The organism is Pseudomonas sp. GW821-FHT05H12 (genome assembly GCF_059419385.1).
Genome location: NZ_JBWKRS010000008.1, coordinates 1 through 18,317, shown reverse-complemented (window position 1 = coordinate 18,317; position 18,317 = coordinate 1). Strand labels below are relative to the sequence as shown.

The following is an 18,317-nucleotide window of genomic DNA, read 5'->3' as shown; positions in this document are numbered from 1 at the left end:
ATCTGGGATCGCAGCATTGGGAACCCATGCCCGACCCCAGAGCGGTTATTTCTGGATAGCGGCGATCCACATCGGTGCAGGCACAGCAGCAAACAGCTGGGCCGCACTTCGGTCGGCGACAAGTCGGGCAACGGCGTTGAGGTCTACACCTTGTTCGGGCTCGCCGATCAGCGCGTAGCCCAGTTCAGACTGGCGCCAGGTTACTACGTTCATCTGCGCGACGCTTTGCTGGGTGATGGACTGGTCCGGTTTGGGCTCCTTCATCACGCACAACGCCACCGGCGCGCCATTGGCCGGCAGGTACACCAGCTGGATCAAGGCCTTGTTGTTGAAGCGCAGGCGTTGCACGCGCTTGAAGGTCAGTCCGGCGGAACTCAGGTCGGGCACGCGCAGGGCCAGGCCGTCGATGTCACGGATATCGGCGAGGGTCTTGGTGACCACATCCGAGGGCTGTGCGCCGTAGGCGACGGTTTCGCGGGTGTAGAGATGCTGGTAGGCGGCGGCCTGCTGAACCCAGGGAGAGGTCTGGGCAACGGCCGGCGCGCTTGCATCAAAACCGGGCTTGAGGGCACCGTTGAATGCACCAACCTGGAGCACCAGGGCATAGCAGGCAGCACCGGCAACGAATGTCAGGGCCGGCCACGCAAATTTAGGTTGGAGGAACGCGAACAGGCGCGAGAAAACGCTGTCTGCTTTACCGGACGGATGGGCTGCCGCGCGTTGGGCAGGCGCCACCTCGGGTTCGGCCGCCGTCGAATGCTGGGCAGCCAGGGCCGCGATACTGAGCTTGAGGCTCTCGGGCACAGGCGGCAGGTTCTGGCGGGCGAAGGCTTCTTCATAAGGCAGGCACGAAGCCATCAACCGAGAGACGCGCTCAGCCAGGTCCGGCGACGCATCGATCAGCCGCTCAAGCTCCTGGTTCTGCTGCGACGAAAGCTCGCCGTCAACATAGGCCATTAGCAAGGCATCATCCGCTACCATGGGGTTATCTCTCCGTTTGTCATCATCAGTTTCTGCTAGGTGGTTCTCGGCCTTATGGGCCGAAGCGGCGAGTCAGCGGGTAGCGACAAGCCATCATATTGACATCAATCCTGCCCTGGCAACAGGCCAGAACACTTTCTAAAAGCAGCCGCAAAAACACTCGGCGACACGTACAAAGACATTAAGAAAACACCCTGGAACTGAAAATATTCCCAGGGCCGAATAAATCTTATATGTTTCACCATGTGTAGGGGTATTTTTCCTGACACGATTGTCAGAATGTTTGGCCTGGTACCTGCATAAGCTGTCAATAACCTTTCAATACCCTGCCAAACTGATACATTTTGTTAACGACTTGATACAATTCGCCGTCATCAAAGGAGCCCCAGCACCGCAAAAAGGACGCCGCGACACAGGCATCCGCTACGGTATCGACCTCGTAGCCTGACCGCACCATTTTAGGCATCAAGAAATAAAAAGAGGAAATATGTCGATCACCGGTGCTGACTTACCCGCACTGCTTCCAGAACTGCTGCCACGCCTGTGGGCATTCGCGTTGCGCATTTCCGGCGACAAGCACGATGCCGAAGACCTGGTTCAGCTCGCCTGCGTGCGTGCGCTGGAACGCTCCCATCAGCTGCAGCCCGACACTTCGGTACTGAGCTGGATGTTTTCGATTGTCCACTCCACCTGGATCAACGAACTGCGTTCACGCAAGGTGCGCAGCCGTTCGCGCATGGACTGGAACGACGAATTCCTCGAAACCGTCAGTGACCCCGAGGCGCCCAACCCGGAGTCGGACCTGATGCACCGGCAGATCATCGAAGCCGTAGAAAAACTCCCCGACGGCCAGCGCGAAGTCATGCTGCTGGTGGGCGTGGAGCGCTTCAGCTACAAGGAGGCTGCCGAGATGCTCGACCTGCCGATCGGTACAGTGATGAGCCGGCTGTCGCGGGCGCGTCAAGCGATCGGCGCGCTTTTTGATTCGCCAAAAAGCAAACCTTTGCGCGCTCGGCCCGCCAATTCGTCAACCTCCTGAAACCGCTCTAGGCCGGCGTCCGCAACGGGACCACCCGAAGGACTACGCCAGCCCTCCTCCCTCCCCGCGAAATGCACTGGGGCTCACCCCCGTCCAGCGCTTGAACGCCCGTCGAAAGCTGCGCACATCGCTGTAGCCGACCTCTTCGGTGATCCGCTCGATCGACAACCCCGGGTTGCCCAGCAAGCCCATGGTGCGCGCACGCCGCACCTGTTCCAGCAGGCCCTCGAAGGTCAGCCCGTGCTCGGTGAGGCGTCGGCGCAGGGTGCGGCCGCTCATGTTGAGGTCGCTGGCGACCTTCTCCAACTGGCTGCCTTGCAGGTCGCGGGAGATGGCGCGTTCCACCGCCTGGATGAGGTCCATCTTCTGGTGCAACTGCGCGCTTTCCAGCTCAAGTAATTCCAAGGCCTGGCGCAACGCCAGGGCATGGTGATTGGGCAAACGCACGTCCATCCAATGGGGCGCCAGCACCATGCGGTTGTGCAGGCAGCCGAACCGCACGTCATCGCCGAACAGGCGCTGGTACTCCGCTGCATAGGGCGGCGCCGCGTGCATGAATTCGACCCGCAGCGGCATAAAGTCCGCCCCTACCAACGCGCGGCCATACACCATGATGCTGGCGAAGAACTCTTCAGCGGCAAACACCTGCACCTCGGCGTAAGGCAGCAGGCATTCGACGTCGATAAACACTTCATGGGCGCTTTCATGGGTGCGGGTGGTGGCGATGCCGCCGGAGGTGTGCTGGTGGCGCTCGCCGATGGCGAAGGCGTCGCGCAGGGTCTTGCACAGGGAAATCACATGGCCGAGCAAGCCCAGGGTGCCCAACACGTTCTGGTGTCCCACACACAGGCCCAGGCCCTGGTCGGGCAGCACCTTGAGCGCGCGCTGGATCATCGCGACCGCTTGGCGATAGGAAATGCGTTGGGCCGGGTCATCCAGGTCGGCCAGGGTGAACCCCAAGCCACGGCACAGGGCTTCAGCACTGGCGCCCTTTTGCGCCACCACCTGCCCAAGGGTCTGCAACAGGAACGGCGACACGAGCGCCAGCTCGAATTGAGGATCAACGGCTTTCCTTTGCATGGATCACGGGTTCCTGACTGAGTGCTTCAGTTCTTGTTTTAGAAACATTCTGACAATCATAGGCGCTTGCAAGAGTCGTTGCATACTGAGTGAAACCTGTCCGGCAAAGTCCCCCTATCTGTCCTCCAAAACCCTGCCTCGCTGCGCGCCGAGGGCTTATTTCTATGGCCTGCGGTGACCTAACAATAATAAAGAGGCCAGACATGAACCCCACCCGTGCGTTTCACCCCCTGCATTTTGCGCTGTTGAGCCTGATCAGCCTGCCGGCCCTGGCCACCGAAGGCGGCGTCGACAACATCGGCCCCGGCACCGATGGTTTCTACATCCTGCCCCTGGACGTGAACAACCTGCCGGACCATATGTTCGCCTTCAACCTGTATTACAACCACTACGAGGCGCGCAAACTGGACATCAGCTCCCTGGGCGGCAAGGTGCCGGACGTGCGCATCAAGTCCGACGCCATCATCCCGCGCCTGGACTACCTGAGCCCGGTGCGCATCTTTGGCGGACGGCTGGGCGGCTACATCGCGCAACCCTACCTCAAGCAGCAGGTGTCGTTGTTCGGTATGGCTGACACCCGCGAAAGCATGGGTGACACCACCGTCGCGCCGATCATCCTGTGGGACATGGGCAAGGACCTGACCCTGGCCGCCGCCGTGGAAATCACCCTGCCCACCGGCGAATACGACGCCACGCGGTTGGCCAACACCAGCAACAACTTCTACACCTACAAGCCATTGGTCTCGGCCACCTGGATGCCCAACGCGCGCACGGAACTGTCGATCAAGACCACCTACAGCTTCAACGAAGAGAACCACGACACCGACTACCGTTCCGGGCAGATCTTCCACTTCGATTATTCGGCCAGCTACAAAGTGACCGACAACCTGAGCCTGGGGGTCAACGGCTACTACCTCAAGCAGACCACCGACGATAAGCAGTACGGGCGCACGGTGGTCAACATCTTCGGCGAGGACGTGAACGACGGCGTGCGCGGGCAGGTGTTTGCGATCGGTCCTGCGGTGTATTTCACCTTTCTCAAGTACGCCAGTGCGGAGATCCGTTGGGCCAAGGAATTCGACGTGAAGAACCGCCCGGAAGGCGACATGTTGTGGGCGAAGCTGAGCATTCCGTTTGCCCTATAAATGTGGGAGCTGGCTTGCCTGCGATGGCATCACCGAGGTGTGACTGACACACCGAGGTGCCTGCATCGCGGGCAAGCCAGCTCCCACATTTTTACCTCGGGGTGTCAGGTGTAGACGGGCCAGGTGTCGACGATCTTGCCGCCACGTACCGCGAGTAAATCACCGAACTGCAGGAGCACGAACTCACTCTGGGTGGGCCGCAGGAACACCTGGTCCTCAACATTCAAACCCACCGACGGCGAGCCGTTGACCATCTCCTGGTTCGAACTGCGCCCATACAGGTCATTGCTTTGCAGCCCCTGGGGCGATTCGAATTCGGCCATCCAGTTGCCGCCATAGATAAAAAACGTGCTGCGCTGGTTCGGGTCCCACCACGAGAACACCCGCGATTTGCCGTCCAGTGCCGGGATGTTCACCGGCCCGGTGCTTTTTAATACCGGCGTGGCAATAAACGCGGCGGGCACATGCTCGCTGAGGGACGCCAGGTCGTAATGGGTAGGCTTGAGCAACGCCGTGCCCACCGACACTTCCGTGCTCAAGCGTTCTTGCTCATGAATGCGATAGCTCGGGCTGCCGGCGGTGTTCAAGGTCAGCCCTTCCCTCCACAGCCCGGCCACGTGCTGGCGGGTGAAGTCGACATAGCCGTTGTAGCGTTGCATCACCTGCTCGAACAATGCCTGGGGCGAACCGAGAATCCCCGGCACGCCCATGCCCACGAACGGGTCGTAGCCCATGAAACCGGCGAACGCCAGGTGCTGCGGGTGGGCGCCGATCAGTGTGAGCATCTGCCCCAGCATGGCGTTGTCGCTGATGCCGCCACGGTGCAACCCCACGTCCAACTCGATATTGACCTGCAAGCGCGTGCCCCGGCCCTGCGCCAACTCCAGGTATTGCTGCAGACGCTGCGGCGTATCCAGCAACCACTGCAATTGCCGCGCAGGGTCGAACGTGCCCCTGTGGGTTTGATAAAACAGCTCGGCCGACCGCACCGGCAGCGGCTTGCCGATCAGGATATCGGCCTCGGGAAACACCTGGGCGTCATGGTTCAAGAACGGCTGATGAAACGACATCAAGCGCTGCGTCCCCGCGCGCTTGGCGATGTACGCCAACAGCCCTGGCGACGGCAAAGACTTCTCCACCAGCCGCAGATGCTTGCCGCCGCGCTTCACCGACTGCATCACCACGTCGATGTTGTGGTCCAGGCGGTCGAGGTCGATCAGCATCACCGGGCGCATCGGCCCGTGGGCCTTGAGTTCGGCATTGAGGGTGCGGAAATACTCGCTGTAGGGGCCGCCGCGATCACTCGGGCGCAGCAGCCAGGCACCGGCCGCCAGCACGGCGGCGCTGCCCAGTACGAAATGTCGGCGGTTCATCAGGCCACTCCCAGGATGGATGACAGGTGTGCATTGAGGAATTTGCCGCTGGGGTCCAACTCGCGGCGTACCCGGGTAAATTCGTCCCAGCGTGGGTACAGCGGCTGCAAGGTGCGGGCGTTGAGGGTGTGCAACTTGCCCCAGTGCGGGCGCCCGGCGTACTTCCAGAAAATCGGCTCCACGGCGGCAAAGAAGTTGTGATGGTCCATCGCGTAGTGCTGGTGCACGGAGATCGAGCAACTGTCGCGGCCTTCGAACATGCTCAAGGGGATATTGTCGGCCTTGACGTAGCGGTACTCGATGGGAAACCAGGTGCGCAGGTCCTTGTCGTTGATCAGCTTGAGGATTTCCCGCAGGCACGCCGGGCCATGCTCGGCGGGCACCGAGTACTCCATCTCGTTGAAACGCACATTGCGCACATTGGCGTACACCAGGAACGACTCGGCCACCCGGTCCTGGAAACTGGCAAAAAACCGCAGGCTGTTGAGCAAGGTGCGGCGCGTGTCGGGGAAGTCACTGGCGTACTTGTCGAGCTTCTCGATGATCGTCACGAACTCATTGCCACCCGCCTCGGCCGGGTCGATGGGTGGGGTCTCGGGGTCGGTGGTTTCGTTGAGCGCGATGGACAAGGCGTAGTCGGAATGGGTGACCACCAGCATCTCCCAGTGCTGGTTTTCCCGGGTGTTCTTGTCGACGTCTTCCAGCAGTTCTTCGGTCTTGGCGATCCACTGGCGCTCCCGCAAACGGTACGGCGCGCGGTTCTGCGAGCGGATCCGGGTGGCCACGCCCAAGGCGCCGAGGGACACCCGGGCCGCACTGAATACCTCGGGGTGATGCTCGGCGTCGCAATCAAGCACTTCGCCCTGGGCCGTCACCAGTTGCATGCCGGTGACGCAGCCTGAATACGAGGTGAAGCCCACGCCTGTGCCATGGGTGGAGGTGGAAATCGCCCCGGCCAGGGTCTGGTAATCGATATCGGCCATGTTCGGCAGCGCCTGCCCCACCGCCTTGAGCGCCGGCCCCATGCGCGACATCGGCGTACCGGCTGCGAAAGTAGCCTGCAACGTGGCGGGGTCATGCTCGAGCAGACCGTTGAAATAGCTCAGGGACAACAGCGTGCCGTCGGTTGGCACCAGCGCGCTGAACGAATGGGCCGATCCCACTGGCCGAATGGTGCCCGGCGCCTGGCGTATCACCTGCACCAGTTCATCCAGGTCCTTCGGCGCCAGGCGCGCCAAGGGCAGGCAGGTCTGCGCCCCCGACCAGTTGCGCCACGGAATCAGGCGTGGCGCACGCGCCAATTGGGCCAGCACCGGGTTGCTGGTCAGCGCCAGAAAGGCGCCGGCAGCCGCCGAACGTTGCAAGAGTTGCCGCCGTGAAAGCGTCATCCACCACCCCTTCTTATTGTTGGATTTGAGTACCGGACATAAAGCTGATCAACGCCAGGAACTGCTCTTCGGAACACTGCATGCACAGGCCCATCGGTGGCATGCCGTTGTAGCCGTTGATGCTGTGATCCAGCAGGGTGTCCGCGCCCTGGGCCACACGCGGGTTCCAGGCGCTGCGGTCGCCAGTCAGCGGCGCGCCGGACGCCGGGTTGGCGTGGCACAGCTTGCAACTGGTGTCGTAGACCTGGGCCAGCGCCGGGTCGGCGGGCATGGCGGTGGCAGCGGAGGCGCTTTCGGGGCGGGGTTTGGGTTTATCGTCACAGGCCGTCAGCAGGCCGAGCAGAGCCAACAGTAACGCGATGCGGCGCATGGCCACCCTCTCTTCTTATACGGTGGAAAGTGCAGTCCACACTAAGGCAGCCGTCTCGCGGCGTTGAGGGTTTTGGGGGACACAAAGGGGGGCTTGGGCGGCCAGCCACCCTGCCCCGCATTGGGCGGTCAGGCCTGCAGCAGGCCTTCGAGGGCGGTGCGCAGCGCAGGCAGTTGCGCCACACGCAGGCCAAAGGTGCTGCCGAGCAACGCCAGCAATTCATCGGCACTGTCGAGGGTGCGCTTTTCGCTGGGCTGGTCAAGGGAGTGGACCGCGTAGTTCGTGTTGTTCAAGGTATAGCGCTTGCCCGGCGCCAGCAGCGCGGCCTTCAACTGGCCCACGAACGTCGAGCCCGGGTGCGTGGAGACGTACCAGTTGCCGATTTCATAGTCGATAGCCACCTGTTCTTGCAGGTCGAACACATACAGGCCACGCCATTCTTCGGCGACCTGGGCCCACAGCGTGTACTGCCCCTCATGGTGCGTCAGGCGATAGGGTTCGTGGGCGGTGGCTTGCGGCGCTTCGGTGTCCAGGCGCAGCGGGCTGCTGGGCACCATGCCGCCAAAGCCGACGTCGGTGATATAGCGCACCCCGTCCAGGGTCACCAGGCTCAGGCGATGGGTACGCCCGGTGCGCACGTCCGGCGGCCCGCCCATCACCACCCAGCCGGTAATGCCCCGCGCCTCGAAGCCCAGTTCCTGCAATAGCGCCAGGAACATCTGGTTCAGCTCATAGCAATAGCCGCCGCGCCCATCAAACAACACTTTCTGCTCGACGCTGGCCAGGTCGATCGGCACCGGCAGGTGCATCAAGGTCGACAGGCTCTCGAACGCAAAGGTACACACGTGACGCAGTTGCAGCTCTTGCAAGGTCTGCAGGGTCGGCGGTGGCGGCGCGTCATAACCCAGGCGCTGCAGGTAGCGCTGGCTGTGGGTCAGGTGGGGCATGGCACATTCCTTGGGCACGTGGCAGAGGCGTCACTATGCCGCGCCAGTGTGCACCTTGTCATTTTGAGTGAACCTTTTTGAACGCCAACCTATCCATTCATAACAAGACAGGGAGGCAACATGAGTACCGCAAAAATCTACACCATCCATTACCAGCTGCACGGTCAACCGAAATCCTTTGTAGTGCGCGCCGAAATCATGAACAACGCCGAGGCCTGGCACTGGGCAGCGGTGGATGCCGACATCGCCCACGTCAGCCGCGTCGGGCGTGTGGGGCATGAGCAGGTCAAGAAAACCACACGGCCCTGGGCGGAGAAGTTTGGGATTACTGAGGTGACGTGGGTTGCGCCGAAGTAAAAAAAAGCCCCGCGGTGCAACGCGGGGCTTTACAGATCAATCTCCTTTTTTGTGCTTATGCTCTTCCAGAGTTGGGTGTTTGGGTTTGTTCTCGGGAGTGACATGACGACGTTGATCTTCTTTGCCAGTCGATTTGGCGATGGGCTTAGGCCCTGGCTTGATGCTCATATGGCTACCTCCTTGATTTGATGGGTACATGCCGTTGTAAACCATGGTTGTAGCCGGGATATTCGACTACAAGCACAGCTGACACTGTAGCTTGCAAAGCCTGACTGTCAGGGAGCCCGTTGTTAGACTTAAGTCTTACTGACCTCATACTTGTAGCCGGACTAGTGGACTCGTGTCGAAAACACGCTTGTAACTGGCAGCTATCCGTCTGATCCTGCGTGAACTACCCTGGGCAGGTTGCAAACGATGCCCTCCCCTGTATGAAACTTGATCGCAAAATGCCTTAGCTGGGCGTCGAAAACATTACAAGGAAAGGCACATGGCAGGAGGAAACATCAGTTGCGGTACGTTCCAAAGTGGCGACAAGTCAGGGTCGGCCTTGGAGGCCGTGTTAGATGCGCTCCCACCGCAGGCTCGCGAACTGGTCGACAGTGTTAAACAGCAACTCGACACAGAAGAGTTTGTAGTCATTGAGGTCGATCAAGCGAAAACCTTGCTGCCATTTTTACAGGCCTACCAAACGCAACTGATCGCAGAGATCGGGCACGACGATTGGGTCCGGGCAATACAAGAGGAGGAATCTTCGCTTGGCCCTGTTGCTGCCAAGTGGGGGGCTGGAAAAGGATGGAAACTTTACTGCGTACGAGATTTGGTAGGGGCCTGTGAAAATGCACAGGTGGAAGTGGAGCCCGTTTGCATAATGTTTGATTAACGCATGCCGACTGGTCTGACTATCAACAGCATATCTGCAAGATGAACACTGACTTTCAGCCCCCCACCATGCCCACCAAACCCTCCGCCCAAGCCTCCCGTGCCGAGTACACACGCCGCATAAACCGTGTACTCAACCACATCGACGCGCACCTCGATCAATCGTTGGACGGCGCGCAGCTGGCCGACATCGCCAATTTCTCGCGCTTCCATTTTCATCGGATCTTCGCCGCCTGGATGGGCGAAACCCTGGGCAGCTATGCGCAGCGTCGGCGGCTGGAGAAAGCCGCCTTTCGGTTGTCTTGCGGCACTCCGGAAACCGTACTGGAAACCGCATTGGCCACCGGCTTCCAATCCGGTGAAGCCTTTGCGCGGGCCTTCAAGCTCAAGTTCGGCTGCACGCCCTCCGCCTGGCGCGCCACCACGCTTGAGCGGCTCAAAGCCCAGGCCGCCGCGATTGGGCAGTCGCCCGGCAGCCAGGAGAGCAATCCTGATCAGGTCTTCGGCAATCCACATCAGGCGGGCGAGCGCGAGTTCGGCGAATCTGACGGCTCTTATCAGCCAGCGGAAGCCTTTGCCATGGATGTACGCATGATCGATTTACCCAAAGCACGTGTCGCGTACCAACGTTTGATCGGCCCCTACGGGCCAGCCATCGGCGAGTTCTGGCGCGGGGTCATGGCGCCATGGATGCATTCCCATGGCCTCAGCGATCAAACCTGCTACGGCATAGGCTATGACGACCCGTCGCTCACCCCCGCGAACAAGTGCCGCTATGACGCGTGCGTCGAAGTACCGGCGCAGTTTGTCGCCAGCGGCCAGGCCGATATCCAGACGCTGCCGGGCGGTCGGTACGCCGTGGCGCGCTTCAAGGGCAAACCGGAACAGATCGCCAACGCCTGGATGTGGCTGACGCGAGAATGGATGCCGTCCAGCGGGCTGCAATGCGACGACCGCCCGTGCTTCGAGATGTTTTCGGCGCCTACGGTGATTGATCCTCAGACCGGGGAATTCAACTGCGAGATTTGCATTCCGGTGCGGGCGTTGTAGTGGTAACCCACCGTTGAAGTACCGCCAGGTGCGGGATAGGATCTGGACGTCCGCCTGGGGCTGAGCGTTGCCATCGAACATAGGCAAGTCAGGCCCGATCCACACCCGTCTACACACTGAGAACAGCCACATGGGCGCCCCCATCATCATCGGTGACAGCTACAACCTTTGGATCAGCAATGCCCTGAAGGATGCTTTTTGCGACGTGCTGACCCGCGTCGCAGCACTGGAAGGCCACGACATCATGGCCATTTACGAGGACGCGCCAGGGGTGGCGGGCACCTATGGCGTGAGCGGTGTGGGTATTTATCTCGATGAATTTTATCGCTACCTCGGCGGATTCTCGGGCGTACGGCACCACATCGATATTTGCCGGGCGCGGTTGCACGAGGTCGCCGAGGCCTGCAAATTGACGCCGTCGGGGACGAAGCGGATGGCGCACATACTGGCGTGGGTGGCTTACCACATGGATGGCAACCCGGTCTCTGAAGGCTGCTTTGTCTATGAAGATTGGCCGCCGGACGCCGCATACGCCCCCAGCAATTGCGCCACCTCCTGATAACTCCGCGCCAACGCCCCTGCCCCCAGCAACCGCAACCCCTGTGCCGTGCGTCGAGCCTGAACCGCGTTCATTCCAGGCTCAAACGCATGCCTGGAGAGCCGACGAATACCCCGCTGCGCACACCGCGCAACCGGTGTGCCCGGCGCCAGCGCCCGTGTCCTGGCATACACCCGGCCCAAGCTGCGGCTCAGTTGCAACGACAACGCGCCCACCGCGTCACGCTCGCCCCCCGGCAAGGCCTGCAACGACACCATCCGATGCTGTTGCCTGGCCTGCCATTTCAACAGGTCCATCCGCGCACCACCGCGCAGTAACCGCCCGGTGCTTGTGTGCAACGCCCGTTTCAGCGCACGCACCTGGGCGGCGGGGTTTCTTGGCAGGATCTGGAAAGCCAGCATGCAGATCGCCAGCGCCACCGGCCAGGCGAGGGCCTGGTTGGCGAAGTCGGTAAAGTCGTAGTGGGCGGTGCCACCGGTGCCGACCAGCGTGTTGAAGGCGATCAGGTAGGCAATGGCCTGCAAGGCATGACGCGGCTGAGTCGTGGCCTGTATTCCCCACACCCAGAAGGCGATCAGCACCATCGCCAGCAACGCAAAGCCGCTGATGTGCGGCAGCAGCAGAAACTTGCACGCGGCCGCCGCCACGATGCCGTAAATCGTGCCCCTGAACAGACCGGCAAGGCCCTGAGTAGGCGTGGGACTGGTCGCCAGCAAGGTGCAGGACGGGCCCAGCACCGCAAGCAACGTTGGCCCCTGGTCCCACGCCGTGAAGTACCAGACGGCAGCGGTTGCCAGAGTCGCGACCAGGGCGCGCAGGCCGTTGAGCAAGGCGTCGCCGTAGTGCCGGTGGAAGCCGACCGCACGGGCCGGCGCCGGAGTGTCGTGTTCGAGGCAGGCGAAGTTCTGCAAGGCATTGGAAAGGTCCGCCAGCGGATCGCTCAGCTGTATCGACTCTTCATCAAGGCCCTCTTGCAACGCCCTGACCCGCGCGACGGTCGTGGAAAAATCCGCATCGGTTTCAGCCAGCTTTTGCAGGGCCTCAGCCACGCCCACGACCGGCTGGCTGACCGACAGGTGTTGCAGGGCCACGGCCTGCAGATACGCCAACCCCGCCTGCAGCGTCGACAACCGGGAACGGATCAACACGGATTCGCCTCGACCGATCCCCAGCAGGTCATCCACCTTGGCGATGTCGAGGGCGAGTTGGCGCCGTTCGGCAGCGGCTACACCCTCCCCCTTGAACTGGCTCGCCAGCAACCGCAGTGCTCGCGAAGAAACGTCCTTGAGCATAGGGCCCAGACGCCGCTCGACCGTCTTACGCCCAAACAAGGAAGCCACCAGGCTCAGGCTCAACACGCCCAGCACCACCGCCGTGCCCCGCGTGACCAGGTGATCAAAGCCTTGCTGCGGCGCGACGATGGCCGGGCCCAGCGCCAGGCACACCGTGTACCCCGCCACCACCGCCGCCGTGGCGTGGTAGTGCCGCAGCAGGGTCATGCCAGCGACACACAGCCCCAACCACACGCCAATCCCAAGGATGAACAGCAGCATTTTCTGCGCGAACAACCCCAGCAAAATCACCGCCACCAGGAGCCCCAGCGCAGTCCCCACCACCCGCATGAAGCCTTTGCCGATCACCGCGCCCTGGAGCGGATGGATCAGCAACAACACCGTCGACGCCGCCGAGAACGGCGAGTCCAGGTGCAATTGAAAACCCAGCCACAACGCCAACGTCGCCGCCATCACACTGCGCGCCACGTAGCCCCAGGTGGCCTGGGTCCACGGCCGAGGCAGTGCGGCCCATAGCCGCCCCACGTACCCGGCCATCACATGAACGCCTGCAGCCAGCGCGACAGCCGCCAATGCGGCGCGCTCCCGGGCTCGGTCACTTCGATACTGGCCGTCATCCCGGCCGCCAGCTCCACGCCCTCGGGCACCGCGTCCAACTCAATGCGCACCGGCACGCGTTGCGCCAAGCGTATCCAACTGAACGTCGGCGCCACCTGGGGCAAGCCGCTGTCGCTGCGCAACTCGTTACCGTCGGCGATGCCCCGGCCGATGCTCGCCACATGCCCTTCCAGCAACGGCGCAAAGCCCATCAGCTTGATCGAGGCCGGCGCACCCACCCACACGCCCGGCAGCTTGGTCTCTTCGAAGTACCCGGTGACCCAGAAACTGTGGCCGTCAACCACATAGATGTTGGTGCTGCCCGCCACCGCGTAATCCCCCGGTTGCAGGCGAAGTTGCGTGACGTAGCCGTCCACCGGCGAACGAATCGTCGTGCGCGCCAGGTCCAGTTCGGCCTGGGCCAACTGGCTCTGCGCCGCGTCCATCCGCGCCTTGGCCACGGCCAGGTCTTGGGCAGCGTTGTCGGTTTCTTCCCGCGCAATCGCATCGCCCAACTGAGTGCGACGCCGGAACTGCGCCGTGCGCTGCGCCAACACACTGCGCGCCTCGGCCAGCTCGGCCATGCGCTGCTGCTGGGCCAACAGGTAGGCACGCTGATCGATCTGATACAGCAACGCGCCCTTGGTCACCCACTGGTTGTCGCCCACCAGCAACCGCTCGACCTGACCGGACACCTCGGGCGCGATCCGCAATACCTGCGCGCTGACCCGCCCGTCCCGCGTCCAGGGCGCCAGCACATAGGCACGCCACAACTGCGTGCAAAACAGCAAGGCCACCAGCCCCAGCACCAGCGTCACCAGGATTTTCAGGGTGTTATTGAGCCTCATGTCGTCGCCCTCACAGCTTCAGCACTAGGGTGGAAAGCACAATCAGCGAGACAAAAAACCGCGTGAGGCTGGGGTGCCAGGTCCAGTCCAGCCACCGGCGCATCAGCCGCTCCAGCACCGCATACATCAAAGCCGCAGCGCCCACATAAAGCAGAAACGGCGGCAGGTAGAGATTGGCAAACGTGATTTCGCTGAGCATTGCAGAAGTCTCACCATCAGCCTTCACCTTGAAGGCCCTGCTGCCATGGTAGGCAGTGCCCGGGCGTGCCGATATTGAGTATGCTGCCAACTTATAATCAAATTCAGACACCTGAGTGCCGCGCAATGGACGAGACCACCCTCTACACCGTGGGCCAGTTTGAACTCGATGATTTCACGCAACCCGCCGTCGCGGTGATGCTCGGCACCCAGCGCAACAACGCCGAATACGCCGTACACACCCACCGCAAAGGCCAACTGGTAGTGGCCTGCCACGGCGGCATCGTATGCACCGTGGAAGACGGCGTCTGGATGGTGCCCACCGGTTTCGGCGTATGGATCCCCGCTGGCGTCGCCCACAGCAACCGCATCACCGCCAACGGCAAAGTCGGCTTCCTGTTCATCGAACCCGGCGCCGCCGCCCTCCCGGAAAAATGCTGCACCCTGGTGCTATCCCCCCTCATCCTCGAACTGATCCTGCACCTCAGCACCCTGCCCCAGGACTACCCCCCCGAAAGCCCCACCGCCCGCCTGGCGGGTGTGCTGATTGAACAAATGGAACAAGCGCCTTCGGAACACCTGTACCTGCCCCTACCCGCCTCGACTCAGTTGCGCGCCATTGCCCGCCAACTGGCCCAGACGCCCGACAATCGCAGCACCATGGCCGAGTGGGCGAAGCAAGTGGCGATGAGCGAACGGTCACTGGCGCGGTTGGTGAAGCGCGAAACGGGGCTGACGTTTGGGCAGTGGCGCAAGCAGTGGCAGATTATCGTGGCGTTGCAGAGCCTGGCCGAGGGGGAGTCGGTGCAGCGGACGGCGGAGGCGTTGGGGTATGAGTCGGTGAGTTCGTTTATCAGTATGTTTCGGAAGACGTTGGGGGCTTCGCCGGGGAGGTATGTGCGGGGGGTTGGGGGGATTAATCTGGGTGAGCGGTTTGGTGGGGACAGGTAGGTGGGGGGAGTTGAGAGTGCGCGGGGTGAATGACTGCTTTCGGCCAGAAGCGGCCGTTCCCGATCACTACAAAAATTTGCAGATCCAGCCCTCAGTAAGTCGTGCTGGTAATATGGCTCGGAATCGGGTGTGATAAACAGAGTGCAGACGGAGCTGATAGATGGACGTAAAAGACTTAATTACCTTGGCTTTTTCGGGCGGGGCATTACTCGTTTCATTTGCAGCGTTGTACTTCTCACAAATACACAATCCTTCCCGCGCGACGTTAATTCTTCTCGAAAGAACATTCACACCTGAGTCTATTTTATTGCAGTTTGGGGACAATAATCATGACATCCCTAAAGATCGTATTGTTAGCCCTGCGATACGACACCTGAGATACACCTTAAGCAATAACGGAAAACAGACACTATATATAAAGTCGGTAGAGATTCTCAGAGGACCTGACAAACGTGGCCATATGCAATCACCCCATTCATTTACAGTTCTATACGATACAGAGATGGCTTCCTGCTTACTTGATCCCGGGCAGATCCTACCAATTTATATAAATCACCCTATTGAATTCAATCTTCCTAGTAATTTCGACTTTAATTTTAATGCTTATGAGCTAGTTAGCGTTGAGTTAGTTTCAGCTGATGGTGCTCGATATCAAATTTGCCATGACATCTCTAATCTTGGAGTCAGCGGACCTGAATTTCAAAACTCAATATGGGACGGTGTTGCTCTCGGGGCTCCTGTAAGAGACTCGGGCTTTATGTAAATAGCGCCTTATTCGCCAATAATGATGGAAATGTTGCTTGGGTTTGCATATATCCTCACTTCGCTTTGCGCGGCCTAATTGAGAAGTAAGCTTAAATCACCGTGATAACAGGCTTAATACGAGGTAAATTATGAATGGAATTGCTTGGAGTGACGATCTACTGGATCGTAAAGTAAGGGCGGATTTTTTATCAAATTATTTGGATGAAGACATCTGTCGCGTACTAAATCTAGACTCTCCTTGGGGCGCCGGGAAAACGTACTTTCTAACAAACTGGAGACTTCAGCTTTTAAGCGAACAATCGCGATCTGTAGTTTATTTCAATGCTTGGGAAAATGATTTTTTGGGTGACCCTCTTTTGTCCCTTGTATCTGTAATCCGCGATCAGCTTTCCATGCAGGGTGGAAAACCGAGTTTAGTTAAAAAGAAAGTTAAGGATTTCACTAAGAGGGCAGGAGAATTAGCTGTCGCGATAGCGCCATCGGTTATTAAGGCAGCAGCAAAAAAACACCTTGGCGAAGACTTTCTAGATGTTTTAGATGGTGAGGCCACGTCCGAGGTGGCCGAGAAGTTTGTAGAGAGAATTTTAAACAAAAATCAAGAGGCTATAAGTGCGGTTGAGCACTTTAAAAAATCACTTGGGGAGTTGTTTTCAACAGTCAGCAATAGCAATGGCGGGAAACCGGTTTATATTTTTATCGATGAGCTGGATCGTTGCCGTCCTACATATGCTATCGAACTACTCGAGCGTGTGAAGCATTTTTTTGTTATTGAAGGGTGTAGATTTGTCATCGCAACAGATACCAACCAGCTAGCACATTCTATTTGCGCTGTTTACGGAAATGGGTTTGCATCAAAGCGCTATCTTAAAAGATTTTTTGACTCGACTTTTAAATTAGACAATACACAGCTTGACAGCTGGATTGTAACGCATGTGAAAAATGAAATTTGCCCTCCCTTTAATAATTATAAGATTTATGGAAGGCATATTGAAAAACCTTCGTATGGGTTTAATGATTTCGTTGAGCCAATTTCCACATCGCTTTTCAGCGACAAACTAAATTCGCATCAGATTGTATTTAAAGCGTTGGTACTAGCCTTTGATTTTCAAATACGAGATTTGGAGGCAATTCTCAAGAGAATTTACACATTCAATGGGTATTTTAATGAGGGAAAATGGGATTTTTTCTTTTGTGTCTATTTGTTGTTTTTGGTTCATTCGGATGCATCGATTGTCCAGTCGTACAGCACTGTCTATGGAGATGAAGATCTTTGGGAGGAGTTGAACTCAAAATATCCAGCGAACGAAAAATTATATACTGGAGTGGCCAATGTGTCAGTCCATGAGCTAGCTAGGGCCTACTTCAGATCGTTAAGTTTGAAAGGCCGGAGCCTAACAGATTTGGCAAATGGACGCGGTATAGATTCTCCGATCGCGCTCGATATAATGCGAAATGCGGAACTCTACATTAAATATTTTGATGTAGCTAAGCTTTCTGCCCAATTAACTTAAGGCAATGACTTTCAGCCTTTATTTAGGTTAACCGTCATGTTTGGTAAGTCTCCGATAACTCGCCGGCTCACCACGGGTTCCGCAGCACTTAAATTGTCCGCTTTTGCGGTAGCTCCCTTTCGTAGTCGTCTGCTACCGGCCAGAAGCAGTCACCCAAAAATGACGTAATCTACCTAGAAGATGCACAAAAAAGAACAATGACAGCCGTATTGGAATACATTAGGACAGGTGTCCATGGACTTGATTGAAGAAATTGAAAAAGCGTGGAGCTGGGTAGGAATCAAGCCCGTAGAAGTGGTAGGTGACAATGATTTTGGCAACCTCATTATCAAAGACACCGAAGGTAGCTATTGGCGGCTGTGTCCTGAAGAACTCTATTGCAATAGAGTCGCAAATGATCGCATGGAACTGGATGCCCTCTCTCAAAACCAGGATTTTCTGTACGACTGGTACATGGAGGCATTGGTAAAACAAGCAAGAGATAAACTCGGCCTGCTTCGTCCTGGGTACAAGTACTGCCTGAAAATTCCTGCCGTGTTAGGTGGCCAGTATGAAGAGAGCAACCTAGCGACGATTTCACTTCACGAACAGGTGGCAATTTCAGGACACCTGGCCAAGGAACTCGGCGAGTTGCCAGATGGCGCAAAAATCCGTCTTGATATATCAAAATAGAGCCCCTCTCATAGCACTTCATCCATGTCCCTTCTCAAGACATATTGGGGCGCAGGAAATTGGTCGTCTGCTATTGGCCGAAATCCGCCCACCGTGAGTGGAGCCTTCAGCCAATAACAGCCTCCCGCAGAGCAATAATTCAATCAACCACTAATCTCCTTCCCCCAAACACCTCCCCCCGTCCAACCCAAACAACCATCCCCCCCAACACCAACACCCCCAACACCACCCACGGAACCCCCCCCGCCCCCCACGTCGCCAACATCACCCCACCCACCACCCCACTCCCCGCAAACGCCAGGTTAAAAACCGTCA

20 protein-coding genes are annotated in these 18,317 nt (G+C 58.8%); 10 read left to right on the top strand and 10 right to left on the bottom strand.

All coding sequences use genetic code 11. The features are described 5' to 3' along the window. Window positions 1-45 precede the first annotated feature (45 nt). A complete protein-coding gene (locus AC07SU_RS09070) occupies window positions 46-981 on the bottom strand; it encodes an anti-sigma factor family protein (protein WP_494996851.1) in 936 nt (311 codons plus the stop codon). Between the two features lie 487 nt (window positions 982-1,468). Between AC07SU_RS09070 and AC07SU_RS09065 the strand changes: the two genes are divergently transcribed. Further along, window positions 1,469-2,020, top strand: a complete 552-nt coding sequence (locus AC07SU_RS09065; RefSeq protein WP_176995456.1) for an RNA polymerase sigma factor — start codon at window positions 1,469-1,471, stop codon at window positions 2,018-2,020. Between the two features lie 42 nt (window positions 2,021-2,062). Here AC07SU_RS09065 and AC07SU_RS09060 read toward each other — a convergent pair whose 3' ends face one another. Beyond that, the gene (locus AC07SU_RS09060) at window positions 2,063-3,100 is read right to left on the bottom strand and encodes an AraC family transcriptional regulator (protein WP_176995455.1); all 1,038 of its coding nucleotides are present in this window, start codon (window positions 3,098-3,100) and stop codon (window positions 2,063-2,065) included. Window positions 3,101-3,303: 203 nt separating this feature from the next. Between AC07SU_RS09060 and AC07SU_RS09055 the strand changes: the two genes are divergently transcribed. Continuing rightward, a complete protein-coding gene (locus AC07SU_RS09055) occupies window positions 3,304-4,245 on the top strand; it encodes a SphA family protein (protein WP_494996850.1) in 942 nt (313 codons plus the stop codon). Between the two features lie 104 nt (window positions 4,246-4,349). Here AC07SU_RS09055 and AC07SU_RS09050 read toward each other — a convergent pair whose 3' ends face one another. The 4 genes from AC07SU_RS09050 to AC07SU_RS09035 form a co-directional block, all read right to left on the bottom strand. Next, on the bottom strand, window positions 4,350-5,558 hold the full coding sequence (locus tag AC07SU_RS09050) for a DSD1 family PLP-dependent enzyme (RefSeq protein ID WP_494996952.1): 1,209 nt from the start codon (window positions 5,556-5,558) through the stop codon (window positions 4,350-4,352). A gap of 59 nt (window positions 5,559-5,617) precedes the next feature. Continuing rightward, window positions 5,618-6,946 carry a D-arabinono-1,4-lactone oxidase gene (locus AC07SU_RS09045; RefSeq protein ID WP_494996951.1) on the bottom strand — a complete coding sequence of 443 codons (1,329 nt, stop codon included), beginning with the start codon at window positions 6,944-6,946 and terminating at the stop codon, window positions 5,618-5,620. Window positions 6,947-7,019: 73 nt separating this feature from the next. Then, entirely contained in the window at window positions 7,020-7,376 is a 357-nt protein-coding gene (locus AC07SU_RS09040; protein ID WP_494996849.1) for a c-type cytochrome, read from the bottom strand. A gap of 128 nt (window positions 7,377-7,504) precedes the next feature. Beyond that, window positions 7,505-8,323, bottom strand: a complete 819-nt coding sequence (locus AC07SU_RS09035) for an arylamine N-acetyltransferase family protein (protein WP_494996848.1) — start codon at window positions 8,321-8,323, stop codon at window positions 7,505-7,507. Between the two features lie 120 nt (window positions 8,324-8,443). Here AC07SU_RS09035 and AC07SU_RS09030 point away from each other — a divergent pair, with 120 nt between their 5' ends. Then, window positions 8,444-8,680 carry a DUF6555 family protein gene (locus tag AC07SU_RS09030; RefSeq protein ID WP_178918825.1) on the top strand — a complete coding sequence of 79 codons (237 nt, stop codon included), beginning with the start codon at window positions 8,444-8,446 and terminating at the stop codon, window positions 8,678-8,680. Between the two features lie 36 nt (window positions 8,681-8,716). Here the strand turns inward: AC07SU_RS09030 and AC07SU_RS09025 are convergent, their stop codons facing one another. After that, on the bottom strand, window positions 8,717-8,848 hold the full coding sequence (locus tag AC07SU_RS09025; RefSeq protein ID WP_494996847.1) for a hypothetical protein: 132 nt from the start codon (window positions 8,846-8,848) through the stop codon (window positions 8,717-8,719). Between the two features lie 319 nt (window positions 8,849-9,167). Here AC07SU_RS09025 and AC07SU_RS09020 point away from each other — a divergent pair, with 319 nt between their 5' ends. From AC07SU_RS09020 to AC07SU_RS09010, 3 genes are all read left to right on the top strand, one after another. Continuing rightward, a complete protein-coding gene (locus AC07SU_RS09020; protein ID WP_494996846.1) occupies window positions 9,168-9,560 on the top strand; it encodes a hypothetical protein in 393 nt (130 codons plus the stop codon). 41 nt (window positions 9,561-9,601) lie between these two features. Further along, window positions 9,602-10,609 (top strand): AraC family transcriptional regulator, encoded by a 1,008-nt coding sequence (locus AC07SU_RS09015; protein WP_494996845.1) that lies wholly within the window; start codon window positions 9,602-9,604, stop codon window positions 10,607-10,609. 130 nt (window positions 10,610-10,739) lie between these two features. Continuing rightward, the gene (locus AC07SU_RS09010; RefSeq protein ID WP_494996844.1) at window positions 10,740-11,168 is read left to right on the top strand and encodes a hypothetical protein; all 429 of its coding nucleotides are present in this window, start codon (window positions 10,740-10,742) and stop codon (window positions 11,166-11,168) included. Here AC07SU_RS09010 and AC07SU_RS09005 read toward each other — a convergent pair. From AC07SU_RS09005 to AC07SU_RS08995, 3 genes are read right to left on the bottom strand one after another with little or no spacing between them, the layout of a single operon-like run. Beyond that, entirely contained in the window at window positions 11,111-12,997 is a 1,887-nt protein-coding gene (locus AC07SU_RS09005; protein WP_494996843.1) for an FUSC family protein, read from the bottom strand. The genes AC07SU_RS09010 and AC07SU_RS09005 overlap by 58 nt on opposite strands. Further along, window positions 12,997-13,905, bottom strand: coding sequence for an efflux RND transporter periplasmic adaptor subunit (locus AC07SU_RS09000; RefSeq protein ID WP_494996842.1), 909 nt, complete (start codon window positions 13,903-13,905; stop codon window positions 12,997-12,999). The genes AC07SU_RS09005 and AC07SU_RS09000 overlap by 1 nt, the downstream gene beginning before the upstream one ends. 10 nt (window positions 13,906-13,915) lie before the next feature. Further along, complete coding sequence (locus tag AC07SU_RS08995) at window positions 13,916-14,104, bottom strand: DUF1656 domain-containing protein (protein ID WP_176995445.1); 189 nt, start codon at window positions 14,102-14,104, stop codon at window positions 13,916-13,918. 125 nt (window positions 14,105-14,229) lie between these two features. On the opposite strand from AC07SU_RS08995, the gene AC07SU_RS08990 reads away from it, so the two are divergent. From AC07SU_RS08990 to AC07SU_RS08975, 4 genes are all read left to right on the top strand, one after another. After that, complete coding sequence (locus AC07SU_RS08990; RefSeq protein WP_494996841.1) at window positions 14,230-15,054, top strand: AraC family transcriptional regulator; 825 nt, start codon at window positions 14,230-14,232, stop codon at window positions 15,052-15,054. A gap of 160 nt (window positions 15,055-15,214) precedes the next feature. Beyond that, window positions 15,215-15,817 carry a hypothetical protein gene (locus AC07SU_RS08985; protein ID WP_494996840.1) on the top strand — a complete coding sequence of 201 codons (603 nt, stop codon included), beginning with the start codon at window positions 15,215-15,217 and terminating at the stop codon, window positions 15,815-15,817. Window positions 15,818-15,947: 130 nt separating this feature from the next. Further along, window positions 15,948-17,330 carry a KAP family P-loop NTPase fold protein gene (locus AC07SU_RS08980; protein ID WP_494996839.1) on the top strand — a complete coding sequence of 461 codons (1,383 nt, stop codon included), beginning with the start codon at window positions 15,948-15,950 and terminating at the stop codon, window positions 17,328-17,330. Between the two features lie 234 nt (window positions 17,331-17,564). After that, window positions 17,565-18,002: a T6SS immunity protein Tdi1 domain-containing protein gene (locus AC07SU_RS08975; RefSeq protein WP_494996838.1), complete on the top strand. Its 438-nt coding sequence runs from the start codon at window positions 17,565-17,567 to the stop codon at window positions 18,000-18,002. Window positions 18,003-18,317 lie beyond the last annotated feature (315 nt).

Coding starts and splice junctions, on each gene's coding strand:
- AC07SU_RS09070 (WP_494996851.1), bottom strand. CDS start 981: ATGGTAGCGGATGATGCCTTGCTAATGGCCTATGTTGACGGCGAGCTT.
- AC07SU_RS09065 (WP_176995456.1), top strand. CDS start 1,469: ATGTCGATCACCGGTGCTGACTTACCCGCACTGCTTCCAGAACTGCTG.
- AC07SU_RS09060 (WP_176995455.1), bottom strand. CDS start 3,100: ATGCAAAGGAAAGCCGTTGATCCTCAATTCGAGCTGGCGCTCGTGTCG.
- AC07SU_RS09055 (WP_494996850.1), top strand. CDS start 3,304: ATGAACCCCACCCGTGCGTTTCACCCCCTGCATTTTGCGCTGTTGAGC.
- AC07SU_RS09040 (WP_494996849.1), bottom strand. CDS start 7,376: ATGCGCCGCATCGCGTTACTGTTGGCTCTGCTCGGCCTGCTGACGGCC.
- AC07SU_RS09035 (WP_494996848.1), bottom strand. CDS start 8,323: ATGCCCCACCTGACCCACAGCCAGCGCTACCTGCAGCGCCTGGGTTAT.
- AC07SU_RS09030 (WP_178918825.1), top strand. CDS start 8,444: ATGAGTACCGCAAAAATCTACACCATCCATTACCAGCTGCACGGTCAA.
- AC07SU_RS09025 (WP_494996847.1), bottom strand. CDS start 8,848: ATGAGCATCAAGCCAGGGCCTAAGCCCATCGCCAAATCGACTGGCAAA.
- AC07SU_RS09020 (WP_494996846.1), top strand. CDS start 9,168: ATGGCAGGAGGAAACATCAGTTGCGGTACGTTCCAAAGTGGCGACAAG.
- AC07SU_RS09015 (WP_494996845.1), top strand. CDS start 9,602: ATGAACACTGACTTTCAGCCCCCCACCATGCCCACCAAACCCTCCGCC.
- AC07SU_RS09010 (WP_494996844.1), top strand. CDS start 10,740: ATGGGCGCCCCCATCATCATCGGTGACAGCTACAACCTTTGGATCAGC.
- AC07SU_RS09005 (WP_494996843.1), bottom strand. CDS start 12,997: ATGGCCGGGTACGTGGGGCGGCTATGGGCCGCACTGCCTCGGCCGTGG.
- AC07SU_RS09000 (WP_494996842.1), bottom strand. CDS start 13,905: ATGAGGCTCAATAACACCCTGAAAATCCTGGTGACGCTGGTGCTGGGG.
- AC07SU_RS08995 (WP_176995445.1), bottom strand. CDS start 14,104: ATGCTCAGCGAAATCACGTTTGCCAATCTCTACCTGCCGCCGTTTCTG.
- AC07SU_RS08990 (WP_494996841.1), top strand. CDS start 14,230: ATGGACGAGACCACCCTCTACACCGTGGGCCAGTTTGAACTCGATGAT.
- AC07SU_RS08985 (WP_494996840.1), top strand. CDS start 15,215: ATGGACGTAAAAGACTTAATTACCTTGGCTTTTTCGGGCGGGGCATTA.
- AC07SU_RS08980 (WP_494996839.1), top strand. CDS start 15,948: ATGAATGGAATTGCTTGGAGTGACGATCTACTGGATCGTAAAGTAAGG.
- AC07SU_RS08975 (WP_494996838.1), top strand. CDS start 17,565: ATGGACTTGATTGAAGAAATTGAAAAAGCGTGGAGCTGGGTAGGAATC.